General features: G+C 61.6%; 31 protein-coding genes. 18 read left to right on the plus strand and 13 right to left on the minus strand.

All coding sequences use genetic code 11. The features are described 5' to 3' along the window. Positions 1–10: 10 nt before the first annotated feature. From GTP44_RS03930 to GTP44_RS03940, 3 genes are read right to left on the minus strand one after another with little or no spacing between them, the layout of a single operon-like run. A complete protein-coding gene (locus tag GTP44_RS03930; protein ID WP_202423968.1) occupies positions 11–706 on the minus strand; it encodes a recombination protein NinG in 696 nt (231 codons plus the stop codon). Beyond that, positions 703–1,095: a hypothetical protein gene (locus tag GTP44_RS03935; protein ID WP_161018403.1), complete on the minus strand. Its 393-nt coding sequence runs from the start codon at positions 1,093–1,095 to the stop codon at positions 703–705. Before GTP44_RS03935 ends, GTP44_RS03930 begins: the two co-directional genes overlap by 4 nt. Continuing rightward, positions 1,092–2,321, minus strand: coding sequence for a phosphoadenosine phosphosulfate reductase domain-containing protein (locus GTP44_RS03940; protein ID WP_161018404.1), 1,230 nt, complete (start codon positions 2,319–2,321; stop codon positions 1,092–1,094). The genes GTP44_RS03935 and GTP44_RS03940 overlap by 4 nt, the downstream gene beginning before the upstream one ends. A gap of 35 nt (positions 2,322–2,356) precedes the next feature. Here GTP44_RS03940 and GTP44_RS27130 point away from each other — a divergent pair, with 35 nt between their 5' ends. Beyond that, positions 2,357–2,524, plus strand: coding sequence for a hypothetical protein (locus GTP44_RS27130; protein WP_202423969.1), 168 nt, complete (start codon positions 2,357–2,359; stop codon positions 2,522–2,524). A gap of 14 nt (positions 2,525–2,538) precedes the next feature. Here the strand turns inward: GTP44_RS27130 and GTP44_RS03945 are convergent, their stop codons facing one another. From GTP44_RS03945 to GTP44_RS03990, 10 genes are all read right to left on the minus strand, one after another. Beyond that, entirely contained in the window at positions 2,539–2,976 is a 438-nt protein-coding gene (locus tag GTP44_RS03945) for a hypothetical protein (protein ID WP_161018405.1), read from the minus strand. Positions 2,977–3,243: 267 nt separating this feature from the next. Then, positions 3,244–6,711, minus strand: coding sequence for a hypothetical protein (locus GTP44_RS03950; protein WP_161018406.1), 3,468 nt, complete (start codon positions 6,709–6,711; stop codon positions 3,244–3,246). Next, positions 6,708–6,917: a hypothetical protein gene (locus tag GTP44_RS03955; protein ID WP_160990287.1), complete on the minus strand. Its 210-nt coding sequence runs from the start codon at positions 6,915–6,917 to the stop codon at positions 6,708–6,710. Before GTP44_RS03955 ends, GTP44_RS03950 begins: the two co-directional genes overlap by 4 nt. Positions 6,918–6,964: 47 nt before the next feature. Beyond that, a complete protein-coding gene (locus tag GTP44_RS03960; protein WP_161018407.1) occupies positions 6,965–7,111 on the minus strand; it encodes a hypothetical protein in 147 nt (48 codons plus the stop codon). Beyond that, the gene (locus tag GTP44_RS03965; protein WP_161018408.1) at positions 7,108–7,356 is read right to left on the minus strand and encodes a hypothetical protein; all 249 of its coding nucleotides are present in this window, start codon (positions 7,354–7,356) and stop codon (positions 7,108–7,110) included. Before GTP44_RS03965 ends, GTP44_RS03960 begins: the two co-directional genes overlap by 4 nt. Before the next feature lie 53 nt (positions 7,357–7,409). Further along, positions 7,410–8,171, minus strand: a complete 762-nt coding sequence (locus GTP44_RS03970; protein WP_202423970.1) for a KilA-N domain-containing protein — start codon at positions 8,169–8,171, stop codon at positions 7,410–7,412. Between the two features lie 49 nt (positions 8,172–8,220). Continuing rightward, the gene (locus GTP44_RS03975) at positions 8,221–8,508 is read right to left on the minus strand and encodes a hypothetical protein (RefSeq protein WP_161018409.1); all 288 of its coding nucleotides are present in this window, start codon (positions 8,506–8,508) and stop codon (positions 8,221–8,223) included. A 79-nt stretch (positions 8,509–8,587) separates the two neighbouring features. Beyond that, entirely contained in the window at positions 8,588–8,929 is a 342-nt protein-coding gene (locus GTP44_RS03980) for a hypothetical protein (protein WP_161018410.1), read from the minus strand. A gap of 272 nt (positions 8,930–9,201) precedes the next feature. Beyond that, positions 9,202–9,750: a hypothetical protein gene (locus tag GTP44_RS03985; RefSeq protein ID WP_161018411.1), complete on the minus strand. Its 549-nt coding sequence runs from the start codon at positions 9,748–9,750 to the stop codon at positions 9,202–9,204. Beyond that, on the minus strand, positions 9,737–9,976 hold the full coding sequence (locus GTP44_RS03990) for a transcriptional regulator (protein ID WP_161018412.1): 240 nt from the start codon (positions 9,974–9,976) through the stop codon (positions 9,737–9,739). Before GTP44_RS03990 ends, GTP44_RS03985 begins: the two co-directional genes overlap by 14 nt. 81 nt (positions 9,977–10,057) lie before the next feature. Between GTP44_RS03990 and GTP44_RS03995 the strand changes: the two genes are divergently transcribed. The 17 genes from GTP44_RS03995 to GTP44_RS04070 all read left to right on the plus strand — a co-directional run bounded on the left by GTP44_RS03995 (position 10,058) and on the right by GTP44_RS04070 (position 20,967). Next, complete coding sequence (locus tag GTP44_RS03995) at positions 10,058–10,741, plus strand: S24 family peptidase (protein ID WP_161018413.1); 684 nt, start codon at positions 10,058–10,060, stop codon at positions 10,739–10,741. A 344-nt stretch (positions 10,742–11,085) separates the two neighbouring features. Beyond that, positions 11,086–11,487, plus strand: coding sequence for a hypothetical protein (locus GTP44_RS04000; protein ID WP_161018414.1), 402 nt, complete (start codon positions 11,086–11,088; stop codon positions 11,485–11,487). Between the two features lie 83 nt (positions 11,488–11,570). Beyond that, a complete protein-coding gene (locus GTP44_RS04005; RefSeq protein WP_161018415.1) occupies positions 11,571–12,308 on the plus strand; it encodes a hypothetical protein in 738 nt (245 codons plus the stop codon). 336 nt (positions 12,309–12,644) lie between these two features. Continuing rightward, complete coding sequence (locus tag GTP44_RS04010) at positions 12,645–13,124, plus strand: hypothetical protein (protein WP_161018416.1); 480 nt, start codon at positions 12,645–12,647, stop codon at positions 13,122–13,124. A 175-nt stretch (positions 13,125–13,299) separates the two neighbouring features. Further along, the gene (locus GTP44_RS04015) at positions 13,300–13,581 is read left to right on the plus strand and encodes a hypothetical protein (RefSeq protein ID WP_161018417.1); all 282 of its coding nucleotides are present in this window, start codon (positions 13,300–13,302) and stop codon (positions 13,579–13,581) included. Positions 13,582–13,798: 217 nt separating this feature from the next. Beyond that, on the plus strand, positions 13,799–14,143 hold the full coding sequence (locus GTP44_RS04020; protein WP_161018418.1) for a hypothetical protein: 345 nt from the start codon (positions 13,799–13,801) through the stop codon (positions 14,141–14,143). After that, positions 14,140–14,544 (plus strand): hypothetical protein, encoded by a 405-nt coding sequence (locus GTP44_RS04025; protein WP_161018419.1) that lies wholly within the window; start codon positions 14,140–14,142, stop codon positions 14,542–14,544. Before GTP44_RS04020 ends, GTP44_RS04025 begins: the two co-directional genes overlap by 4 nt. 157 nt (positions 14,545–14,701) lie before the next feature. Further along, on the plus strand, positions 14,702–14,878 hold the full coding sequence (locus GTP44_RS04030; RefSeq protein ID WP_161018420.1) for a hypothetical protein: 177 nt from the start codon (positions 14,702–14,704) through the stop codon (positions 14,876–14,878). Positions 14,879–15,164: 286 nt separating this feature from the next. Continuing rightward, positions 15,165–15,611 carry a hypothetical protein gene (locus GTP44_RS04035; protein WP_161018421.1) on the plus strand — a complete coding sequence of 149 codons (447 nt, stop codon included), beginning with the start codon at positions 15,165–15,167 and terminating at the stop codon, positions 15,609–15,611. Next, entirely contained in the window at positions 15,608–15,964 is a 357-nt protein-coding gene (locus GTP44_RS04040) for a hypothetical protein (protein ID WP_161018422.1), read from the plus strand. Before GTP44_RS04035 ends, GTP44_RS04040 begins: the two co-directional genes overlap by 4 nt. A 29-nt stretch (positions 15,965–15,993) precedes the next feature. Then, positions 15,994–16,302: a hypothetical protein gene (locus tag GTP44_RS04045; protein ID WP_161018423.1), complete on the plus strand. Its 309-nt coding sequence runs from the start codon at positions 15,994–15,996 to the stop codon at positions 16,300–16,302. Beyond that, positions 16,299–16,433 (plus strand): hypothetical protein, encoded by a 135-nt coding sequence (locus tag GTP44_RS27805; RefSeq protein WP_267875220.1) that lies wholly within the window; start codon positions 16,299–16,301, stop codon positions 16,431–16,433. The genes GTP44_RS04045 and GTP44_RS27805 overlap by 4 nt, the downstream gene beginning before the upstream one ends. Positions 16,434–16,563: 130 nt before the next feature. Further along, the gene (locus GTP44_RS04050; RefSeq protein WP_161018424.1) at positions 16,564–17,397 is read left to right on the plus strand and encodes an ERF family protein; all 834 of its coding nucleotides are present in this window, start codon (positions 16,564–16,566) and stop codon (positions 17,395–17,397) included. Between the two features lie 26 nt (positions 17,398–17,423). Next, positions 17,424–19,298 (plus strand): YqaJ viral recombinase family protein, encoded by a 1,875-nt coding sequence (locus GTP44_RS04055; RefSeq protein WP_161018425.1) that lies wholly within the window; start codon positions 17,424–17,426, stop codon positions 19,296–19,298. Between the two features lie 24 nt (positions 19,299–19,322). After that, on the plus strand, positions 19,323–20,036 hold the full coding sequence (locus GTP44_RS04060) for a KTSC domain-containing protein (RefSeq protein WP_161018426.1): 714 nt from the start codon (positions 19,323–19,325) through the stop codon (positions 20,034–20,036). Beyond that, the gene (locus GTP44_RS04065) at positions 20,033–20,272 is read left to right on the plus strand and encodes a hypothetical protein (protein WP_161018427.1); all 240 of its coding nucleotides are present in this window, start codon (positions 20,033–20,035) and stop codon (positions 20,270–20,272) included. The genes GTP44_RS04060 and GTP44_RS04065 overlap by 4 nt, the downstream gene beginning before the upstream one ends. Continuing rightward, positions 20,269–20,967 carry a hypothetical protein gene (locus tag GTP44_RS04070; protein WP_161018428.1) on the plus strand — a complete coding sequence of 233 codons (699 nt, stop codon included), beginning with the start codon at positions 20,269–20,271 and terminating at the stop codon, positions 20,965–20,967. The genes GTP44_RS04065 and GTP44_RS04070 overlap by 4 nt, the downstream gene beginning before the upstream one ends. Positions 20,968–20,994: the final 27 nt, after the last annotated feature.

The raw sequence follows: 20,994 nt of genomic DNA on the forward strand, positions 1-20,994 counted from the left end.
GGACCGGCCGTCAGGCGGCGGCCGCTTTCAGTTCTTTCAGTTTTTTCTTGTAGTGCGCCGTCAGGGCGATCAGTTGGTCGACCGTGTAGTGGCGTGGCTCTTGATCACGCTCCAGGGCCTCCACGCGCGCTAGGCCGATCCGCGCGATCAAACCAATGCGGTAATCGACCGCCCGGCCGGCGCCGTACCGGTTGCAGACGGTCAGTTGGCGGTGCGCGTTGTCTTCGTGGAAGCGCAGGTGCGGCGCGCTGCCGGTGCTGCGGTAGTGGCCGCAATCCCAGTTGGTGCCGGTGAGGTACTGCTTTTCCGACGTGCGGTCGCAGCAGATGCACGGCAGGTGCGCGTCGCGGGCGCGGATATAGGCGTTGAAGGCGACCTGAGCCAGCTTGACGTAGTCGCGCTTGGTGCGCAGCTTGATCAGCTGCTCGCGGTGATTCTTGCGTTCGGCGGCAGCCGTGGCCTGCCTCTGCTTCTCCAGCTTCGCCATGGCCAGCACCGTGCCGCATTCCGGCGAGCACCAGGTGACGAACGGCGCCAGCCGGACGAACTCGGCGCGGCAGGTGCGGACGGCGCACTTGTGCTTCTTTTCGCGCGCGGCCTTGGTCTTGATCTTGCTGACCTCGCGGTCCTCGATGCGGGCGGCGCGGGCGAAGCCGCCCTGCTTCATCGGCTTGGTGCCGGGCTTGAGGGGTGTGCGGCGCATCATGGCTTCACCGCGCTCGCAGAACCGTTGATCTCCAGCATCAGGCCGACCATGGCGCGGGCGCGCGCCTGCGCCGGCGTAGCGCCGCTGCCGCCGGCCATTTCCATGTGCGAATCGGAGATCGCCCATGCATGACACTGAGCTGGCAGGCCGGCGATGTCCAGCCGATACGCTTCGTAGCTTTCGTTGAAGCGAATATCGGCCGGCACCGGAACGCCGGCACCGTATTGGCTCAGCAGCGTAGCGCGGTGCCGCAGAAGCAATGCACGAATGAATCCAGCGCGGCCAGTCGACCACTCTGGAAAGTGTCCCAGTGAGTCATCGATCGCAGCTAGATCCTCCGTTGTGCACGCCGGCGCCAGCTGCTCGATCCAGTCGAGTTGCACCGTCATAATTCGCTCTCCGAAAACAGCCTCGGCTGCACGGCGCCGTTCGCATATACTGTGTCCATCACTGTCGTGGCCAGCGGCTCATCACCATCCCATCCATCCGGCCAAGTTTCCAGTGCGATCAGCTCGCGAATGCGCGCTTCCTCCTCGGCGTTGATCAGGTCGACCTCTGGCCTGCGCTGGACGCGCGCGGCGGCATTCACCTCAGCCTGGATGCTGAGGATGGTTTCAAGGCCCATGAGGCGCGCCTCGAACGTCAGCGGCCCCATCCGCTGAGGGTTGGCCGCCGCCTTGCCGCTTCTCAGGATCTCCAGGCCAGCCTTGCGTAGACGGTGCTGTGGTAGCCGCAGCTCTCGCCACAGCGGCTTGATGCGCTTCAGCGGTGCCAGGTAGGCCCAATGCGGGTTCGTCAGCAGGTTGTCGAGCGCCATGTCGCTGTCGACCAGCGGACACCCGGTACAGCCTGTGCGCGCGTTGATTTCTTCAGCCTCATCGCCACCGTAGGCTTCGGCGATCGCCGCCGTGCTCCAGTCGCCAAATTCAGCTTCCGGCGCCCAGTGGCGCAGCCATTCCCACACATGGCAGACGCGCCAGTGCAGTAGCGGCGCCAGAGTGGCGAGTCGGCCGCGCAGGCCTTTGGCCTCCGGCAGCACCTTCTGATACCAGCCCTGCCCGCACTCGGCGCCGTCCTTGCTACAGCTCATTTCGATGCGCTGGTCGCGGATAGCGCTCTCGCCCTGCCGCACGCCGGTGATCATCAGCACCTGGCCGTCCAGCTCGGCCAGGCGCTGCTCCAGCGCGTGCTGCATCGGGTCAATCTTGATCTGGCGCGTGCACCAGCGCAGCGTGTTGTTATTCGGAGGTGGCACGCCACGGCCGAGAATGTAGACCATGAAGCGCTTGTCGAGAGGCGCCGTCACCACCTGCACGTCGATGCCGCGCTCGCGCAGCTCGTCCATGATCTGGTGGGCGGCGTGCGCCAGCGGCAGCAGCTCTTGTCGGGTATCGGCGTAAAACACCGTCAGGGTCTTGGGGCGTGGCACGCGGTCGGTGTCGAGCAGCCACATCACGAGCGTGAGCGTCGCGCTGCTGTCCTTACCGCCAGACCAGGCAATTCCCCAGTGATCGTGCGAGGCGCCGTAGGCGATCAGCGACTGCGCGGTCATTTCGATGGCGTCGGTCATTTGCAGGCGCCTGGCGCCGGCTGCGAAGATGTCGATCTGGTTCATGCTACGATTGCCTTCTCTGCCATTAGGAGGTGAACATGTGGACTTGCAAACGCTGCACGATCAACCTGAAGTTCCCCGAGTGCGAACCGGCAATCGACCATTTCGGCGTCTACTTCCTCTGCCCTCGATGCGGCTATCGCAACAAGCTGGCCAACGCTGGTAAGCCGGGCGGCCCAGTCGAGTTGGTACAAGTCGGCGAATAAATTAAACAGCCGCGTCATGGTCGAGCTACCAGCGACAGCGCCACTGCGGTGCGCTTTGCCGACAAGCCGGCCAGCTTGCAACCAGCGGAAGTGACATGGAAGTACTGCAGTTGCAGCAGATGATTGCCAGCGAGAACGAATCCGGCTGCGGCCAGGCGCTCCAGTGATGCACGGTCGCGGCGGTTCACCAGATACTCGTTGCGGAAGCCCCAGCGCACTTGCGCATGGTGCGGCGTCGCGCCCAGCATGTGGTGCAGGATCTCCAGATCCTCCGGCAGCAGCGCGGCGGCGCGGTCGGTGGACTGGCAGGCCTCGCATTTGCCGTGCTGGGCAAGTTGTTTGGCGAAAGCCTTTTTGCCACAGGCGCAGCGCTTCGATTGGAGCACTGGGGCGGGCTTTTCGTTGACGATGGCGCGGTGCTGGCGCTCCGGGCGGCTCAAGTCATTCATCATGGTAACATTTCCTTTTGTTTAATATTGGGCAGCCATGAAAAATCCAATCACGCATCGCGGATTCGTAATATGGGCGAAGCTTTGTGCGACGCAGGAGAATGGGGAAGATCGATTTCACTGCGAGGTAATCGTGCAAAGCAACGCCACAAGCCGAAGCGAAACTTTTGATTCGCAACCACCAGTACCGACGCAAGAGGAAGCGATTGAGCAAGGCCTGACATATGGGAAATGGCGCGTTGATCAGAAGCTCGACGGCTAATTCGCATGTCATGCAGCCACCATCCCTATCTCACGCTCGTGCGTGAAGTTGGCGCGGATCAGCGCTTCCGATAGTGGCGGGCAGACGCTGTTCCCGCACATGCGCACCTGGGCTGACTTCGTCAGCGGCACGCGCGGCAGCAGCAGTGGATCGCCGGCGGCTTGCTCACCATCCTTGAACAGCACCGCCGGGTCGGGGATTTCTTTGATGACGTAGTCGGCCGGGAAGCCTTGGGCGCGGTACAGCTCGGGCGGCTCCAGCATGCGCAAGCCGATATCGACAATCTGGTAGTCGATACCTTCGATGGTCACCAGGCCGTAACGATCCTTGGTGGTGACGGTGTGTAGCGGCTCTTCGAGGCGCGGGTCTTGGTCGGTGCCGTAGTACTTCACCAGAAAGGCGCGGACCTCGGCGTGATGCTGACCGCCGGCGCTGACCGTGTGCAGCGGCTCATCCATGCCGGCCGTGCTGCTGGTGCCGCGCAACTTGACGAGGCTACTGGCCACCAGTGCCGATTTTCCACCGCCGCCGGCCATCACCGTGCCCAGCGGCGCGTCGGCGGCGTGACCTGTGCTTTGACCCATGTCGCGCTGAATGTGCGCAGTCACGATGCCCAACGCGTGCGGGCAGCCTGCTGGATTCTCTTTCGGTCCGGCGGTGATTGTCGGCAGCGGATCGGCCATATCACTGCCGGTGGCGCCGGTGCGGAACTTGGTGATGTGCGCAACTGCGATAGCCTGATTTCCGCCGCTCGCCGTAACCGTGTTCAAGGGAACCGTCACGGATTTGGCGCCCTGCCCCCATCGCTTAACTCCCGACGGCGACACCTCGCCGTGAGCGGCATCGACCATTACGGCCGTAACTAACGCGGTGTCGCCCTTTGCGGTGATCGTGGCGGCCGGCTCATCGGCGCCGCGCGGTCGGCTTTCACCAGCGCGGCCACCGACGCCCACCAAGGTGGCCGACACGGCGCTAAAGTGGCCGCCCGGCACCTGGGCGCAGATCGTGCGCAGCGGCTCGTCAATGGGCATCACTCGCTGATTACTGGCATTGGCGTGCTCGTTCAGAAACGCCGTCACCAGCGCCGCCTTTGCGCTGCCAGCTACCACAGTGCCGAGCGGCTTCTCGATGTCGAGCGTGCGAGGTTCTTGAGCGGCTGAAAGCTGAAAGACCTGCTCCTCCTCGCCGCACGCAGGGCATTCTGCCGGCGCAAGCCCGCCAGCGCCTGTGGCGTGTTTGTCCTCGAAGACTTCGCTGCAGGCGCCGCACTTGTAGCGCGCCTGCCGCTCCCCGTAGCCAACCTGCACCATGGTGGCGGTGGCCAGCGCTTTCTCACCGCGCTGCGCGCCGGTGATGGTACGGAACGGCTCGTGTACCGATTCGCTGCGGTCAGCACCTTGGTGCGTAACCGGGACTATGCTCGGCACGACGACGGCACGGTGGTTCTCCGTGGTCATGGTGCCGAATGGCTGGTCGGCCGACACCGGTTTGCCGGAATAGATCGGACCGCCCTGCCCCACGATGAATGGCGACGCCGAGTCCACCACGTAGCGCATGATGCCTTTGGCGATGCGGCGCAGCGTCGCGTCAGCCAAAGGGCGCTTGCGCTCAAAGATGCTTGGGCATGGAATGGACCAGTCGATGCACTCGGCGGCCGTCCGCCACGGTGCCAGCTTGCCGGCGATGACGGCCGGCGACGTGGGCGCGCCGTTGGTGGCTTCAGGCCACTGGATCGGCAGACCGTCGCGGCGCGCTATCATGAACAGCCGTTTGCGGATCGTTGGAGTGCCGTAGTCGCAGGCGCGCAGCTCGCGGAACTCCACGATGTAGCCCAGGCCCTTCACCAGCGCCTCGCGCGGCACGCTCTCGCCCAGCACGTCGCAAATCTCTTCCAGATCCGGATGGTCTGCTGGAATGCCGGTCGACAGCGCGGCCTTAAACGCTTCGAACAGACGCCCCTTGAATTCGGGATCGGGATACATGTTGCCGTCGGCGCCGACCTTGAGCGGGCCCCAAGTCCGGAACTCTTCGACGTTTTCCAGCAGGATCGCGCGCGGCTTGGTCAGATAGCCCCAGCGCAAGCCGACCCATGCGAGGCCACGGATGTTCTTGTTGACGGGTGTGCCGCCCTTCGCCTTACTGAAGTGCTTGCAGTTGTGGACAATAATGCCCTCAACCACGTAGCTTTCGTCTTCCTCCACACCGATGTTGAATACCTCTGCTGATTCGCTGGCGGCGGACTGTTCGCGGACCGGGCACCATTCGATTTCATCTTCGATGTACGTCTGGGTGTGCTCGGCGTGCACTGCGTGGCGCCACCGCACTTTGAACAGGTCGCGTGCATTGACTTCACGCCCCTGGATAACGTTGGAATTCGGTCGGCAATAAACCGCAACGGTTTTACCCAGGCTATTGGCCAACGCCTTGATGCCGAAAGCAAGCGACTTGGACACGGTATGCGCTTCGACAAAATCATCGAACTTATGCCCGTCGGCGCTCAGATACCCTTCCAGCAGGGCCTCGCGAGCAGCGCGCGACAGACCGAGCGCCCATGCCGGAACGCCTTTCGCTTCCGCACGATGGCCAAAGTGTTCACGCAGCCACTCAACCAGGCCCCGATGATTGGTGGTGAACTGATACGCGGTGCTGGTGGTGCGCTCATGCCATTCCAGTTCGTTGGAGCCAGCGCGGCCGCCGGCGCGCGGCCAGCGATTAAGCAAAGGGCGAAGGCGCTCGATTTCATGCTTCCCACATGTGATCACCAATTCGGCCCGGGTATCGGTCAGGCGCGTCCAACCATCACCCAGATAGCGACCGGCCAGCCAAAGCAACTCGTCAGAAATATCGATGCCGCGACCAGCCACTCCCGGCACGACAGATTCAGGGAATTTGCACGGCGCCGCCCAATACAGACCTTTTTGCACCGCCGATGCCGGCATCCATTCCGGCGCACTTAACGCGTGGTCGTAGCTGCGCCGCTCGTTATTCCATGTGCGGAACTGTGCCCGGGCATAAATCGGGTGCTCAGGGCTGACCAGTAGACCAGGATGGCCGTGCCCACGGATTTCGATCAGCGGCCGGACGGCTGAAGAGCATTCCGTCACCGCGCGCCAACGCAACTTATGAGTCAGCACCATGTCTCCGACCTTGATCGTTTCGATAGCGCGGTAGCCTTTGCTGGTCAGCACCAGGGTGCCAGCCGGGAAGCAGTCAGGACTTAGCCAAACCAGCGCCACCGGCTGGTTGTTGGTGACTTTGATGGGGTCGACGTCCCAAACGCTCTCGCACAGATGCTTCGTGTGAGGGTGATTGATGGCATGCATAGCCAGCGCCTCGGGATCGTGATTGATCGCGATATCGACCGGGCGGCCGAACGCGGCCTCAAGGCCGGTACTGGTGCCGCCTCCACCAGCGAAGTTGTCGATGATGAGCTCGTGCGGGAACGGCAGTTCGAATGTGATGGCGTCGCGCTTCATGGCTGGCCAGCCTTCGCATTCAGATTATCGGCGGCGCCGCGCAGATCCTGGCGCGCGCGGTACTCGGCGCGCTGGGCGTCGCGATCAGCTTTTTGCGCCAGGTGCGCACGGTCTTTTTCGCGCCAATCGCCTAATTTGCGCAAGGCGGTGGCCTCCGGCGTGCCAGGCTGTGCTGGCGCCGGTCCTTGTTGTAGAATCGTGGACATGGATTTCCTCTGGTAGTTGAACGGGCTGCGCTCCAACGCAGCCTTTTCTATTTCTGCTGCTGTTTTTCGAGTTCGCGCAGCATCTGCTCGTAGTGCTCCCGTGCCCGGTGCTTCTCGCGCGTCATGACGTGCGCCGGCTCGACGGCCATTGGCTCGTCGTCTGCGTCGGGCTGCTGCTGATGCTGCGTCGTCATGGATTCAGAGCCCCGCCAGCCAGAAAGTTGCGGATAGCCTTCACGGTGAAGTTGTACTTCTCGTGGGCCTTCAGGATCATGCTGTCGCCGAATGGAATCTTGTCGTGACGGATTTTGCTGATGACCGGCGGCGCCACGTCGAAGGCGCGGGCCAGCGCGGCGTCGTTCGGCAGCTTCAGTTGCGCGGCCAGGTGGTTGAGCAGGTGTGCGGCGGCGCCAGGCGCCTGTTGCGGTAATTTGGACATTGGTTTCTCCATCGTGTTATTCGCCGCGCGCGACGGGGCGCGGCATCCCGTATTCACAAAGCGATTTCTGCCAGAACGGAATCAACCCACTTCACCTGCTGGATCGGCGTGCCGTTGCCATGCGCCTTGCCGGTGTCGAGCACGACAGCGTGCTGGCGCCCCTTCTCGGTCGGAACCCAGTGGCCGCCGATGTACTCTTGCAGGCCGGCATCGGCCAGGCGGCGATTAAATGTGATGGCGCTTTGGCAGAAGCGCTTGCCCAGCTCGGTCGGCGTGAAGCAGATTTGCTGGGAAGGTGTTGGCAGATGCGAATGGCCGGCCATGGCCAAGAGGTTGACGCCAGTCTGCGCGGCGGCGATCTGGTTGGCGCTGATCACGGCCGCGTTCTTGTCGATGCCGCAGGCGCGCAGCGCGCGAAGCACTGGCGGGATCATGGCGGCGGCTTCCAGCACTGGCGGCTTTGGCGCCCTGGTTTTGCTTGGTGCTGGCGCGAGCTTGCCGGTGGCGACCGCATCGAAAGTGCGGATCACCTGTAGGTGGAACTTCGGGCTGATCCACATCGCGTAGGCGTAGACCAGCTCCTTGCTGACGAACGTGCCGGGCGAGCGGCCGCCGTTGATGGTCACTATGGGATTCCCCATACCGCCCTGCTCCTCGGCTAATTCCTCGACAAGCGCGCCGGTGGAATCGAGGCGCAAGAATTGCGCGGGCTGGTGGCGCGCTTCGGCGCCGGCCGCCTTGTGTAAATCGTTCAGGGAGAAGCGGTCATGTTCATCAGTGCGAATTTGCACGTCAGCGATCATCAGGTGGTTCATCGGTTCGTCCTTTCTTGGTGCGGCGGTTGGAGCGCAGCGAGCCATCAATTCACGAGCGCATCGGGCGCAGCGCACCGCGGGAAACACGACGCACACCCTGACCTGGGAACGAGAAGGCCCGGCGCAGGCCTGCACCGGCCCCTTCTTGCCGCCCTGGGAAGCGGTTAATCTGCTGGTGCGCTGTCGCGATGCGAATGCCGGCTTGGCGCAGGAACGCGCTGACGCTGGTATCGCTGGCGTGGCAGTGACTTTGCAGGGTGGCATGCTCTTCGTCGCCGAGGTACACCTTGACGACGTTCAAGCGGGGATTGGGCTTTCGGTTATTGGCGGTGTTCATGGTTTTTCCTATTAAAAGTGATTCAGGCTTTCAAGTGATGCGGATGATTCTGGTGGTGCGATTTGCTGGAGTGGCGCCGTCAGCCAGGCATGCCGGATGCGGTGGCGCCGGTGGCGGGCTCGACACCCATGAAGCTGCGGAACAGGCGGTTGTGCTTCCTGCGGTCTTCGGCGGCAGCCTGTCGCTCAGCGCGGATCTCGCAAATCAGGTTGCGCACCTCGTCGATCAGTTCAGCGGTGCCGGCCGGGGCGGCCAGTTCAGCAACCAGTTCGCCGACCACAGGCGCCGGGCCCCGCACGGCATCTGCGAACGCCAGCAGCACCGTGGCGGCGGCGCCAGCGACGACGGCGGGTTCAGCGCTATCGGTGTCCAGGTTGAAAACGGCCAGCAGCGTGGCGGTCAGGGCTTCATGGTTGCTCATCAGGCTTCCTTTCAAATATTCGGGCGGGAGATTCCCATCGTGTTAAATTGCTATTCCCCAACAACAATTTACGAAGGGATCTCCCATGGCAGACGACACTATTTCGTACAAGGTCCAACTTCAAATCGACGACAAGCCAACATCATTCTGGCCACTGAAGGCCCCGACACCATGCGTCGGAGACCTCATCACGTATGCAGATGGTCGAGTAGCAGAAGTTCAGTCGCGGCTATGGGACATCCAAGAAATGCCCGGCCTGACGATCTACATGCTCACGATCCGGGCTCGCACTCGACCAGGCGTTCAACCTGGACGAACTTCGGTAGAGCCGCTTCGAATTTGATGGATGCTGATCTTGGTCCTGTCACGTTGACCAGGTATTGCACCGAACCTGCTCGCGGAAACAGCTTGATGTGGATCGCGTCTTCGCCAGGCAGCACCTCAAACGTCGATGCGAAAGGATTCGCAGCGAACCGCTGCTCGGCAGCAGCCACTAGATTAGGCGCGGCAGCTTCGAACCTAGCGGCAGTCAATTCTTCTGCCGGCCGGGTGAGATGTGCGCCGTTCTCAGCAAGCGGCTTAAGCATCTCGGCTTGCATGAATGCTTTGGTTGCGATGGTCGCCGCAAGGCCCGCGCGCGAAGCTGCCACCTCCGCTGCCTCGGATGCAACCCTCATCTGCTCAAGCAGTTTGAGCGCCGGCTTCACCTGGCTATCGTCCACCTCGATCTTCAGCGAGGCGACGACCAGTTCGGATTTTCCTGGCGCGCGGGCGTATCCAAGCTTCGCCATGAAGGCGTCCAGGTGCTTACGAATGTTCATGGGGTTCTCCGGTGGTGGCGAGTTCGGGCCAGATGTTTTGCCAGTCGTATGGGCGCAGATCTTTGCGCGTAACCTTGCATGCTGTAGCGCGCTCGATGGCGAGGCAGTGTTCGACCGGCACACCGCGAACGCGCCAATTACCGATACGCGCCGAGCTGGCACCGATTTTTTCGGCCAGATTCGACAGGCCGCCGCAGAGCTGAATAGCTTTGTCTAGTGAGTTCATACGACCACTCTACACAACTCGTGTATTTCAGTCAAACTTTTTGTGTAACACGTTTTGTGAATAGCCCGTTATCCTTCGCGCATGAATAAAAGAGCCAACATCCCTTGGGCACGTATTGAGGCCCGTTTAGTGGAGCTTGATAAAGATCAAGCGTGGCTACGCACGACCCTGGAGGTTGAGCCGAACGTAATCACAAACTGGAAATCGCGAGGTGCGCCTGCAAGCAAAGCCGTATCAATTGCGCTGGCCCTTGGTCTTTCAACTGACCAGCTGCTTGGCTCGCCAGTTGACTTATCCGATGTCCCGGGAGCAATGCGAGTGGTGGTAGCCGAGCCAGGCGATCCGAATTTCTACCAGATCAAGAAGGTCAAACTTCAGCTGCGTGCGGGAGTGACGGGTTTCCAAACTGTCCCCGATATTTATGATGGTGACACGATTAGCCTGCGCAAGAATTGGGTAGATCGTAAGGGCATACATCCTTCTACGCTGCTCGCATTGACTGTGGCCGGAGATAGTATGGAGCCGAACCTATACGAAGGCGATGTCGTCGTCATTGATACTGCGGACAAGGTGATGAAGGATGGAGCAGTCTACGCCTTTAATTACGATGGCGAATCTGTGATTAAACGCTTGGTGAAAGAGCGCGGCGACTGGTGGCTATTCTCGGACAATCCGGACCAGGCGCGTCATCGGCCGAAGGGCTGCCGTAGCGGCGACTGCGGAATTATTGGCCGCGTCGTGAAGCGCGAGACAGACCACATTTAAAGCACGGGAAAAGCATGACTGGACTGCTAAAATTTCTGAACAAGACGCTACTTGTAGCTGCTAAGCCAGCACCAGCAAAAAAGCAAGTCGGAAGGTCGGCGCCGACGGCCCCGTCAAAGTCGATGGTCATGAGTTCTAGCGATCCGGTGGGTGCCCTTCGATCAAATTCCGACATCCTGGGCGGGCTAATATTTTCTGCAACAATGCAACCCCGCATATCCGCAGATGGCAAAAATCGAAGATTGACCGTACCGCGACGCGCCTGGACTGCGTTGTTCGGTAGCAATATTCCGTGAGATTTCCAGTTATGGATTTTTATATAATTCAGCCTTCACCTTGGAGTAATGATGACGACCGAATCTCTCACTGCAACCGCACCTGGCCCCATTCGCCTAGAAGTAATTGATCGCGCGTCGGTGCGAGCCCTAGTCGAGTCGGAAGGACAGTATTTAGCGGCGGTCGCAAAAGCGGGTGAAAATGTTCACCAGGTTGCGCTGGATCGGCAGGATGAGATTGCTAAATTTGCGGCTGCTCTACCTGCCGAGGATATCGGCAATTTCTATGCACTGTACAACGAAGAGGTCGCTGCAGCAGCACGAGCAAGCTCAGATCGCATCTTGTCGCAAAACGCCGCAGAGACTGCGAAGTTGATGCAGCGCGCGCAGGACTCCAGCAATCTGAGCACCTGGGTTTCGATAATGGTGTTCTTCATCATCCTGATCACCGCCATCGGAATGTTCAAGTAGGTTTGGTCGAAGTGTTCGACGATCACTGGAAGGCTATTTGCGAGAGAGGGTAAGATCAATTGGCTTATGAAATAAAACGCCCTATGGGTTCGACCACTTCACACGGAGAGTCTCCAGAACCCTTTTTATCGACGTTCGCTAAAAATGTACAGGACATCGAATCCTGGCTTAAAGAGGTCGAGATAATTCTCGAAACAAGCGCACCCGATGGGCGGCTACTTAAGCTCAAGAACAATGACATTTTACCAGTCTTCGACGAGGCAATGCGTCAGCTGAAGCTGGAACCAAACAGTGAGCTCGCCAAACAATACCGGAGCATCATCCCGAGACTGCAACAATATATCGCCCGGTGCGACGCTGCTATCAAGTCTTGGGATGCCTTAAGGGCTTCCGAAACACCAGCGGTTGACACAAACGAAATACAACCGCATGATGAAGCCATGACTACCCCGACCCGCGAAGAAATCGACGCCAAGCTAGAACTCATCGAAACCCGGATGGACGGGCGAGTTTTATCTATTGAAAATTTGGTGCGATCCTCGATTGCTGAGTCGCAGGAGACCAGGCGAGACATCAAGAGCCTGAAGTGGACAATCCTGTTCACCGCCGTCGCAACCGTTGTTGCTCTATGGGGTGTCAATGCTGCCATCTTCTCGAACATGGTCGCCTCGTTCGAATCCGGAAAGAACACGGCCACAGGCCAAGCTGACGTGAAAAAACAGACTGAGGAGACGGCCGCGCTGATCAGAAAAATGCAAGAGCAGCTTGATGCGCAGCCGGCCGCCGACCGCAAAGACGCCAAGCCCGCCGATAAGAAGTGAGTTGGCGGCTCGTTCCTGGCCAATGTGTTCTAGCGCCTGAGCGGGAGCATTTGCAACCCATAGCAAAGTAACCGGGTGCCCGCCTGATTGCTGAAGCGCAATGCTACTTCCCTATCGCTCCATAACCACCAACCTTCTCAGCAGCCCCATTTAGTATGATGTGGCGGCGAGCCCGCGTCGTGCTTCTTGCCGGGGATCGATAGAACCTGCGGATGTTGCTCTGGTTGCCATTGCCCTCCGCTAAACAAAGACGTCGTGAGGCCGCGAATGGCGCGCAACTACGTCGGCGCTCTCGCGGCCTGTTGCACGACTACACTTATCACTTCAGGAGAAAAAATGAGAATCACTCAAAATTCATTGCCAACCTATGCGCCCACAACGCGCAACACGAATGCAAGCAGCTCCACCACATCCTTTGCAGCGGTAATGAACGAGACAATCAACCGGGCCGAGAGCAGCAACGGTGCCGATAACAAAGCTGCCGTGGCCACACGCCGCGACACCTCGTCGATGACGCCGGCTGAGATGCGCACTTTCGCCAAGGAGCTATACAACTCCGGGAAGATCGACCAGGAAGCTCTGATGAGCCTAACCATTGTCGGCCCGATTGGCAAAGCCGGCCCGAATGGTGAATTCATTCCGTTCACTGAAAGCGAGAGGGCAGTCATCGACAATACGCCAGTGAACTATAACCAGATTGCCAATATGAGCATCGCACGCATCGAATCTGATGGCCGGGCGCTCGACCCGACATCAGGCTATCAGACTTGGTTGGCGATCAGGACTGCCCTGAACCAATATCAGCAAGGCGCCTAAGAAACAGCACATCACATGGACACTGAATTGCAAGAGGCGCTCAATTCTGCCCACGCCGTACACTGACGGCTTCCGGCACTGCTTCAGGCGCCACTAGCTTCAAACAAAGCCCCGCCAGTCGGGGCTTTTTAACGACTGAGGGTCGGGCCAGCGACATCTGCGGCATAATGCCTGCATGCAATATCTTTCAGCTGTAATAGTCCTCAACCACCTCACCCTCGCAGCGATCCTGGTCGATCCCGATCAGACCTATCCTGAACCGGGCGCGCGCCTGATCGCCGAGGCGCAACCCTACTTCCCTACCCTGCCCATCATCCTGGTGTCGCCGCGCATCGGCGGCTTCTCGCGCAGCTTTGCGCACTTCGACACCACCAACATCATCAAGCACATCAATACGGATGCGATTGACTGGCGGCCGGCGGTGCCACCGGTCGAGGCGGGCGAGCTGCCGTTCTAACAGCGCGCTCACACGGACATCGCCGATGTCGGATCACCGCTACACAAAAAGAAAAATTAAATACACAAATCGTTTGATCTAAATACACGTATTGTGTATTATCTTTCCATCGACGCACAGACACGATGGAAAACACGATGAGCCCAAAAGAACTCGCAGCACTGGCCGAAGCAACCCGCCGCGGTGACGCCGCTTTCGCCGCAAAGCAGGTGGCGAAATGATCGCCCTGATCGTTGGCCTGCCGTCCGCCGCCGGCCTGAACGTTGTGCAGCTGGCCGCCGACCACCTTGCCGCACCGCGCAGCCACCTGCAACTGGTGAAGTCGCTGCCGGTCGCCAAGGGCGAGAACGGCATGCAGACGGTGGCCGAGTTGTGCGCTGCGCGCGGTGTGCAACTGTCGATCGCCGACATGAACCGCATCGGCCGCCGCGCCGCCAGCCTCTCGCGCAAGCAGGACTTGCAGCCAGTGAAGGTCGCATGCCAGCTGTTCGGTGAAGTGAATTCGTACCGCGCCGACATTCTGGCGCTGGCCTGGGACCAAATCGAGGCTGAGCCGAAATGAACGCACCAATCTCCGCCGCCCTGCTCCAGCTACGCGCCGGCAACGTCGCCGCGTCGGCAGCCAAAGCAGACGGGCAACTACGCGCCGTGCAGGTCGTCACGCAGCCGATGGTGCCAACCGATGTTCGCCTTCTGCGCTCCGGCTACGAGCATGATGGCCTGCGCCTCGACCTGTACGGCACGCTCGATGCGGCCGGCTATGAAGTCGAGAGTGCCGCACTCAGCGGCGCCACCGAGAAAATCGACGTCACCGTCTGGCTGACCCGCGAGCAGCTGCGCCAGATGAGCGACTGGTGCGACCGCCACCTACCAAGCGCACATGAACTGGGCCTGGTCTCGCAACAGGAGGCGCGCGCCGACCTGGCCATGTGGATGCGCAGCTGCGGCGCCGAGCCACCTTGAACCGAATCCGAAGCGCGCTGCCTCGGAGTGCAACGCAGCGATAGCCGTTGGTCAGGCGATAGAAATGCGCCCAGTGGGATCTGAAATGCCCCGACTTCGCCGCGCGGTCGGCCCATCCCGGGCAAGCGCGGCACCAACCAAAGAAAGGAAGTATCACATGGCGGCATTCAAAAAAGGCGCAGCGGTGAAAGCTAAGAGCGCGAAGAGCGGCAAGGTCTCCGACGGCAAGTTCGTGCAGGAGCGCCCGGCCGGCAAGGGCGTGTTCTACGACGTGGACCTGGGCGAGGCCGGCGGCGTCAAGTCCTTCCGTCCATCGCAGGTGACCGCGGCCTGATTGTCCAGCGGCCCGGCCGCCAGTGGCACCCGTCCCGCGCCGGGTAAGCGCGGGAACCACATGGCTGCCGGTTGGTGGTCGAGGAAGTCCTGCGACGTGGGCGGCAAGCCAGGTGCGCGCAGCAAACTCTCGGCATGCTGGCCAGCGGTCAGCCGGCAGCCATGTGGTATAGCGCCGAAATGGGAGAAAGACGGCCCTTGAATCCCATGTAAAAACAATAGCAGCTGTAGCTGGGCCTAGCCGGGGCAGAACCGGCCCAAACAACGAAGTCAACAGGGAGAGCGCGATGCGCGAGGTCAAAGTGTTTAAGTGGGAGCAAAAGGAAATCGACGGCAAGTGGGCCAACGTGAAGGTCTTCGACTTCGTCGCTCTGTTTCACCAGTTTGCGCAGGAAGCTGACGGTGAAGGTCAAACGAATCCAGTCGCGATCATTGAGCGCGCCGATGGCCGGGTTGAGACTGTGTTTGCGCCGATGCTTCAGTTCTGCGCAGCTGAGGTTCCGAAGCAGCGCTTCGCACCACACCAGCCGCCGAGGGCCGTACTTGCTGCCGCGCCCGCACTGCTGCACGAACTGGAGTGCGCCGACGATATCATCAAAGTAATGCTCAGCGCCATGACGCTGGAGCAGAAATCGAAGTGCGCCGCGCAGCTGGAGCGCGAAGGTGTCTCGCCGGACGGTATGACCCGCGCCCACGAGCGCGCCGCCGCACTGGCCGCAGCAGGCGCCGCATGAGCACCATCACCCACATCACCGCTGGCAAAGCCTCGCGCCTCGCGGTATCCGCCCTGCTCGCCTTCGCCTATCAGGATTCCGGATTCGAGGATGCGCTGACCAGCGGCAACCTGGACGCTGCTGAGCAGACGCCGGCCGGCAGCCACGTCAGCCGCTATCAGATCGCTGGCGGTCGCCGCAACAGCGTGGCGCCGCAGCTGGCCGCGCGCGAGTTCGGCCTGGTCTACACGATCACTGTGAGGGATGACGACGACCGGCCACGCAGCTACGCCGCCATCGGCGACCCGCGCGCACTGCAAGATGCAGCCTACGACGCCGGCGCCATGGGCGTAACCATCATGGTGCGGCAATGAGTGATCACCGGGGCACCTTGGAGGCAATCATGCGCGAGTGCGCGAACTCGCGGACGTACACCCGCCGTGTGCAGGTCATCAATACCATCGCGATGAAAGCGCTGGGCATGACGGCCGGTCAACGGCATGTAGTGCACCTGCGGATTATGGAGCGAATCGGCGACGAGCCTATGAAGGCGCGCTACCTGGAGCGACGGGCCAAGGCAGATGCGCGGATGTCGCAGTTCATGCGCGACACGCACGGCATCGAACTTGAACCAATTGCTCACTCCGGTCTGCTCGATGCGGCGCAGCGTGAGGATGCGCATAGCGCCTATCACCTGGATGGTGCCGCGTGAAGCTGCGCGACTGGCTCACCATTGCCCTGCTGTGCTTACTGATCGGCAGCGCCTACGCCTTCATGCAGCGCGCCGACGAAGAAAGTGCAGCGCGCGAGCTGGCCGTCGCGCACGGGAAGCCGGATAAGTGACTGCCCTCGCCTACGTCGCCGGCGCCACGCTGCGCAAACTGCGCGCTGGCCACCGCCCTGCACATGCGCTGCGCCTGGCGCTACTGAATAACGAAGCAAATAACCTGAACCGGAGAATGAAATGGGAAGCATGAGCGAAGTGCTGGAAATGGAGCAGCCTGCCGAGACGCAGCGCACGGTCGCCGCGCCAACATCGCAAGCAATCTCAGTAATCCCGACTACGCCTTTTGAGTTGGTCGCCCACGCGGCGGCGCGCGGCGCCTCGATGGACGAGCTGCGCGCCTTCATTGAACTGCAAGAGCGCCTGGAGGCGAATCAGGCTCGCAAGGCATACGTAGCCGCGATGGCCGAGTTCAAGCGCAGCCCGCCGCAAATTATGAAGGATAAAGCCGTCGGGTACTACAACAAGGACGGCAGCTTCACCGGCTACCGGCACTCGACGCTGGGCGCGGTGTGCGGCGCCGTCGTCGAGGCGCTGGGCACACACGGCTTCTCGCATCGCTGGGACACCGAGCAACCGGACAGCGGCTTGGTCGCCGTCACCTGCTCGATCACCCATGCGATGGGTCACTGCGAAACGACGCGGATGGTTGCGCCTCCGGACAACTCGGGCAAGAAGAACGCGATTCAGCAAGTCGCTTCGACTATCACTTACCTACAGCGCTACACGCTGCTGGCGGCCTGCGGCCTTGCCACCAACGAGCAATTGGACGATGACGGGCGCGGCGGCCAGGACGAAGACGCGACCCGCGTCAGCTCCGCGCAAACCAACGACAGCGGCGCCACCGAGCAGGCAACTGGCCTTTCCCAGTACACACCGGAGCAGTTCGCCGAGAAGTCGCCGGAATGGCAAAAGCTGGTTCTGGACGGACGAAAAACTCCCGACGCCATGATCCGTTTCCTCAGCACCAAAGCATCGCTGTCGGAAGAACAGCAAAAGACCATCCGCTCCTGGGCGAAGTAATCCCGGAACCACAACAAGGAACCAATATGCAACGCGATCCAAACATCCACCGCGAGATTCATGACCTTCTGCCAGGTACGCCGGAATGGCACGCCTTCCGGGCCGACCACTACGGTGCCAGCGAGGCGCCGGCCATGATCGGCTGCTCGCCATACAAAACCCGCACGGAGCTGATCCGCGAGCGCGCCACCGGCATTAAGCCCGAGGTCGATGCCTTCGCACAGAAGCGATTCGACGATGGTCACAAGTTCGAAGCGCTGGCGCGCCCGCTGGCAGAGACCATCATCGGCATGGACCTGTATCCGGTCACCGCGTCGCTGGGCAAGATGTCGGCTTCGTTCGACGGCCTGACCATGTGCGAAACGGTCGTGTGGGAGCACAAGACCCTGAACGACCAGATCCGGGCCTGCGAGACCGCTGCCGATCTGCCGCTGGTCTACCGCGTGCAGATGGAACAGCAAGTCGGCATCGTCTCGGCCGAAAAAGCGCTGTTCTCGGCTACTCGCTGGGACGATGCCGGCAACCTGCTGGAGGAAAAGCACATGTGGTACGCGCCGGACCTGGCGCTGCGCGCCAAGATCATTGCCGGATGGGAGCAGTTCGAGATCGACGTGGCGAACTACACGCCGGCCGAGCCGGAAGTGAAGCACGTCGCGGCGCCGGCACTCGCCCTACCCGCCTTGGTAATCCGCGCTCGCGGCGAAGTGGTCCAGAGCAACCTGCCAGCGTTCAAGGCTGGGGCAGAACAGTTCCTAGCCAACATTAAGACGGTACTCGAAACCGACGAAGACTTTATTGAAGCCGACCAGGCAGTCAAAGACTGCGAGAAGGCCGAGGCAAACATCGAGCAGGCCAAGAAAGCGGTTATCGCGGAAATGGCCAGCGTCGACGACGTGCTGCGCGTTGCGGATCAAGTGAAAGAGCTAATCCGTGCCCGTCGCCTAACGCTGACCAGTCTGATTGACGCGGAAAAGAAGAATCGCCGAGAAACCATCGTCAACGAAGGCAAGCGCGATTTCCTCGCGCACGTCGCGAAGTTGGATGCCGAGATTGCGCCGCTCCGCCTGCCGCACCAGGTGCCCGACTTCGCCGGCGCCGCCAAGGGCAAGCGCACCATCAAGGGATTACAGGATGCGGTCAGCACCACGCTGGCAAACGGCAAGGTCGCCGCCAGCCAGACCGTCGCCGACATCCGCGCCAAGCTGGCATGGTTCAGCGCCAACGTGGGCGAGCATCGCGGCCTGTTTTCCGACCTGCAGCAGATCATCGTCAAGGCCAGTGAAGACTTCCAGTTGATCGTGACAAGCCGCATCGATAAAAAGAAGGCCGACGACAAAGCCAAAGAAGATGCGCTGCGCGAGCAGATCGCTGCCCAGGAGCAGGCCAAGGCGGAAGCCGCCGCTGCTGCGAAGCTGGCCGCCGAGCGCCAGGCTGACGCTGACCGCGCCGCTGCTGCCGCGCAAGCCGAACGTGAGCGCGTCGCCGCAGCCGAAAAAGCCGAGCGCGACCGGGTCGCTGCCGCGACGAAGGCTCAGTTGGAACAAAAAGCAGCTGCGGCCGGCACCGCGCGCCAACACACCGTGGAATCCGCGCTGGCCGCTGCCAACCGTCTGGCAGCGCAGGACCGCGCCGGCACGCCGGCACCGGCCGCCAGCGGCAGCGCCGACGTGCAGCGCACCGCGAGCTTCTACAACGACCAGCCGCTGCGCGCCGCGCCGGTGCCGGCCGCCGCCACGACCTCGGACGGCCTGTTCGACGCCGCCGACCGCGAGACCCAACAGGATATCGAGTTCCTGACCTCGCTGGCAAGCGCCGCCGGCCTGCCGCTAGCCGTCCTGCTCGACCGCCTGGTCGTCATCGATATCGCAACCCTGCGCGCTGAACTGCGCGCCGCAGCATAACCAGCACCCACAACGGAGAACACCATGCACACCGCAAATTCCATCCCGCTGATGAAAGTCGCTTCCAGCAAGATTGCCGCCATCGGCCACGACGCCGCCACGAACACGCTGGCCGTCCAGTTCCTGAGCAAGGGCCAGCCGGGCAACGTTTATCACTACAGCGAATTTTCGTCCGCCGACTACGACGCATTCTCCGGCGCGGAGTCGATCGGCAAGCACTTCATCGCCCATATCCAACCGGCCAAGGACAAATATCCTTACGTGAACATGGGCGTGCCGTCGGCGGCGCAAGTGGCCGCTACGCCGGCACTGACCAAGGAGCTGCTGGCCGTGGCGCTACACGGCCGCGAATACCCATTCCTCTTGCCCCCGGAGGAGCAGGCGCTAGCCACAGCCGCTGGCCTGGTTGTGATCTACGGTAACAGCGATGATTCCTTCGAAGCGCGCGGCGCCATCATCGGCCAGCAGTACGTCTACGGCCACGGCGCCATCCTGATCGACGGAAAGGGCTTGCTGCCGGTGCGCGACAACATTGACGACGACGCCGAGCTGCGCGATTTCTTCACTCGTGAGCCGCTGGCCAAGAAGGTGCGGGCAATCTTCGGCGGCGTGGCGCCGGAACCGAGCTGGACCTACACCACCTCCCTGCCGCATGCCACCTTCGACATCATGGAAGACGGCATTGTGTACTGCCGCGGCATCGTCATCAGCATGGCTGACCTGGGCGGTGCAGCGTGAGCCGCCGTCCACCATCGGCCGAGCAGCTGCAGGCGGCATGCGACAAGTTCAGCGCCGCGCACCGGGTGGGCGCCGCCGTCACCGTGCAACTGGATGGCGGCGAAGTCCGCGAGACGATCACCACCAGCGAAGCTCAGGTGCTGAGCGGCCACAGCGCAGTGATCTGGTTGGAGGGCATCAGCGGCTGCTACCTGCTGGACCGCGTGACGCCGGTGGCGGCCAAGGCGGCAGCATGACCCACGAATGCACCGAAGAGCGCTTCCTGCGCGACGTGGCCGACCACAAGATGATCGTGATCCGCGATGAGGGCGTGAATCGTCACATCCGGTTCAAGGAGTCGAGCACGAATAATCAGTATTTCGACCTGATCACCTGGCCAGGCCACCTCTGCTACACCGGCGACATGGGCACCTACGTTTTCCAGCGCACCGAGGATATGTTCAGCTTCTTCCGCACGGATCGCGACTACAACCGCCAGCGCGGTCGGCGCATCGCCATCAACCCGCACTACTGGACCGAGAAGCTGATTGCGGTGCACGGCGGCCGCGATGGAGGCAAGGCGATGGAGTACGACGAGGCGCAGTTCCGCCGCGTGATCAATCAGTACCGCGTCGACTGGATGCGCGGCGCCAAGGCCGAGGGCCTGCTCGACGCCGATGGCCGCCGCGCGCTTTGGGAGGCGGTCGATGATGAGGTGTTCGGCGCGTTGGAGGATGGCGGTGTTGACCGCGCGCTGTGGGCTGCGCACGAGTTCAGCTACCGCGATGGCGATAGCACCGGCTCGCGCGACAGCTGGCACTTCGAGGAATTATGGGAGCACCGGATGAAGGATTACACCTTCGGCATGGTCTGGTGCCTGTACGCGCTGGCATGGGGCATCGAGCAGTACGACATGGCCAAGCAGCCGGCGGCCGAGGCGGTGCCGGCATGACCATCGCACGCTTCGCGGGAGCACCGC

The organism is Duganella lactea, from assembly GCF_009857505.1.
In the GTDB taxonomy this organism is placed as follows: Bacteria; Pseudomonadota; Gammaproteobacteria; order Burkholderiales; family Burkholderiaceae_D; genus Rugamonas; species Rugamonas lactea.

What these genes read in the sequence shown, in the direction of transcription:
- GTP44_RS03930 (WP_202423968.1), bottom strand. Translation starts at nt 706, where the DNA reads ATGATGCGCCGCACACCCCTCAAGCCCGGCACCAAGCCGATGAAGCAG.
- GTP44_RS03935 (WP_161018403.1), bottom strand. Translation starts at nt 1,095, where the DNA reads ATGACGGTGCAACTCGACTGGATCGAGCAGCTGGCGCCGGCGTGCACA.
- GTP44_RS03940 (WP_161018404.1), bottom strand. Translation starts at nt 2,321, where the DNA reads ATGAACCAGATCGACATCTTCGCAGCCGGCGCCAGGCGCCTGCAAATG.
- GTP44_RS27130 (WP_202423969.1), top strand. Translation starts at nt 2,357, where the DNA reads ATGTGGACTTGCAAACGCTGCACGATCAACCTGAAGTTCCCCGAGTGC.
- GTP44_RS03945 (WP_161018405.1), bottom strand. Translation starts at nt 2,976, where the DNA reads ATGATGAATGACTTGAGCCGCCCGGAGCGCCAGCACCGCGCCATCGTC.
- GTP44_RS03950 (WP_161018406.1), bottom strand. Translation starts at nt 6,711, where the DNA reads ATGAAGCGCGACGCCATCACATTCGAACTGCCGTTCCCGCACGAGCTC.
- GTP44_RS03955 (WP_160990287.1), bottom strand. Translation starts at nt 6,917, where the DNA reads ATGTCCACGATTCTACAACAAGGACCGGCGCCAGCACAGCCTGGCACG.
- GTP44_RS03960 (WP_161018407.1), bottom strand. Translation starts at nt 7,111, where the DNA reads ATGACGACGCAGCATCAGCAGCAGCCCGACGCAGACGACGAGCCAATG.
- GTP44_RS03965 (WP_161018408.1), bottom strand. Translation starts at nt 7,356, where the DNA reads ATGTCCAAATTACCGCAACAGGCGCCTGGCGCCGCCGCACACCTGCTC.
- GTP44_RS03970 (WP_202423970.1), bottom strand. Translation starts at nt 8,171, where the DNA reads ATGAACCACCTGATGATCGCTGACGTGCAAATTCGCACTGATGAACAT.
- GTP44_RS03975 (WP_161018409.1), bottom strand. Translation starts at nt 8,508, where the DNA reads ATGAACACCGCCAATAACCGAAAGCCCAATCCCCGCTTGAACGTCGTC.
- GTP44_RS03980 (WP_161018410.1), bottom strand. Translation starts at nt 8,929, where the DNA reads ATGAGCAACCATGAAGCCCTGACCGCCACGCTGCTGGCCGTTTTCAAC.
- GTP44_RS03985 (WP_161018411.1), bottom strand. Translation starts at nt 9,750, where the DNA reads ATGAACATTCGTAAGCACCTGGACGCCTTCATGGCGAAGCTTGGATAC.
- GTP44_RS03990 (WP_161018412.1), bottom strand. Translation starts at nt 9,976, where the DNA reads ATGAACTCACTAGACAAAGCTATTCAGCTCTGCGGCGGCCTGTCGAAT.
- GTP44_RS03995 (WP_161018413.1), top strand. Translation starts at nt 10,058, where the DNA reads ATGAATAAAAGAGCCAACATCCCTTGGGCACGTATTGAGGCCCGTTTA.
- GTP44_RS04000 (WP_161018414.1), top strand. Translation starts at nt 11,086, where the DNA reads ATGATGACGACCGAATCTCTCACTGCAACCGCACCTGGCCCCATTCGC.
- GTP44_RS04005 (WP_161018415.1), top strand. Translation starts at nt 11,571, where the DNA reads ATGGGTTCGACCACTTCACACGGAGAGTCTCCAGAACCCTTTTTATCG.
- GTP44_RS04010 (WP_161018416.1), top strand. Translation starts at nt 12,645, where the DNA reads ATGAGAATCACTCAAAATTCATTGCCAACCTATGCGCCCACAACGCGC.
- GTP44_RS04015 (WP_161018417.1), top strand. Translation starts at nt 13,300, where the DNA reads ATGCAATATCTTTCAGCTGTAATAGTCCTCAACCACCTCACCCTCGCA.
- GTP44_RS04020 (WP_161018418.1), top strand. Translation starts at nt 13,799, where the DNA reads ATGATCGCCCTGATCGTTGGCCTGCCGTCCGCCGCCGGCCTGAACGTT.
- GTP44_RS04025 (WP_161018419.1), top strand. Translation starts at nt 14,140, where the DNA reads ATGAACGCACCAATCTCCGCCGCCCTGCTCCAGCTACGCGCCGGCAAC.
- GTP44_RS04030 (WP_161018420.1), top strand. Translation starts at nt 14,702, where the DNA reads ATGGCGGCATTCAAAAAAGGCGCAGCGGTGAAAGCTAAGAGCGCGAAG.
- GTP44_RS04035 (WP_161018421.1), top strand. Translation starts at nt 15,165, where the DNA reads ATGCGCGAGGTCAAAGTGTTTAAGTGGGAGCAAAAGGAAATCGACGGC.
- GTP44_RS04040 (WP_161018422.1), top strand. Translation starts at nt 15,608, where the DNA reads ATGAGCACCATCACCCACATCACCGCTGGCAAAGCCTCGCGCCTCGCG.
- GTP44_RS04045 (WP_161018423.1), top strand. Translation starts at nt 15,994, where the DNA reads ATGCGCGAGTGCGCGAACTCGCGGACGTACACCCGCCGTGTGCAGGTC.
- GTP44_RS04050 (WP_161018424.1), top strand. Translation starts at nt 16,564, where the DNA reads ATGAGCGAAGTGCTGGAAATGGAGCAGCCTGCCGAGACGCAGCGCACG.
- GTP44_RS04055 (WP_161018425.1), top strand. Translation starts at nt 17,424, where the DNA reads ATGCAACGCGATCCAAACATCCACCGCGAGATTCATGACCTTCTGCCA.
- GTP44_RS04060 (WP_161018426.1), top strand. Translation starts at nt 19,323, where the DNA reads ATGCACACCGCAAATTCCATCCCGCTGATGAAAGTCGCTTCCAGCAAG.
- GTP44_RS04070 (WP_161018428.1), top strand. Translation starts at nt 20,269, where the DNA reads ATGACCCACGAATGCACCGAAGAGCGCTTCCTGCGCGACGTGGCCGAC.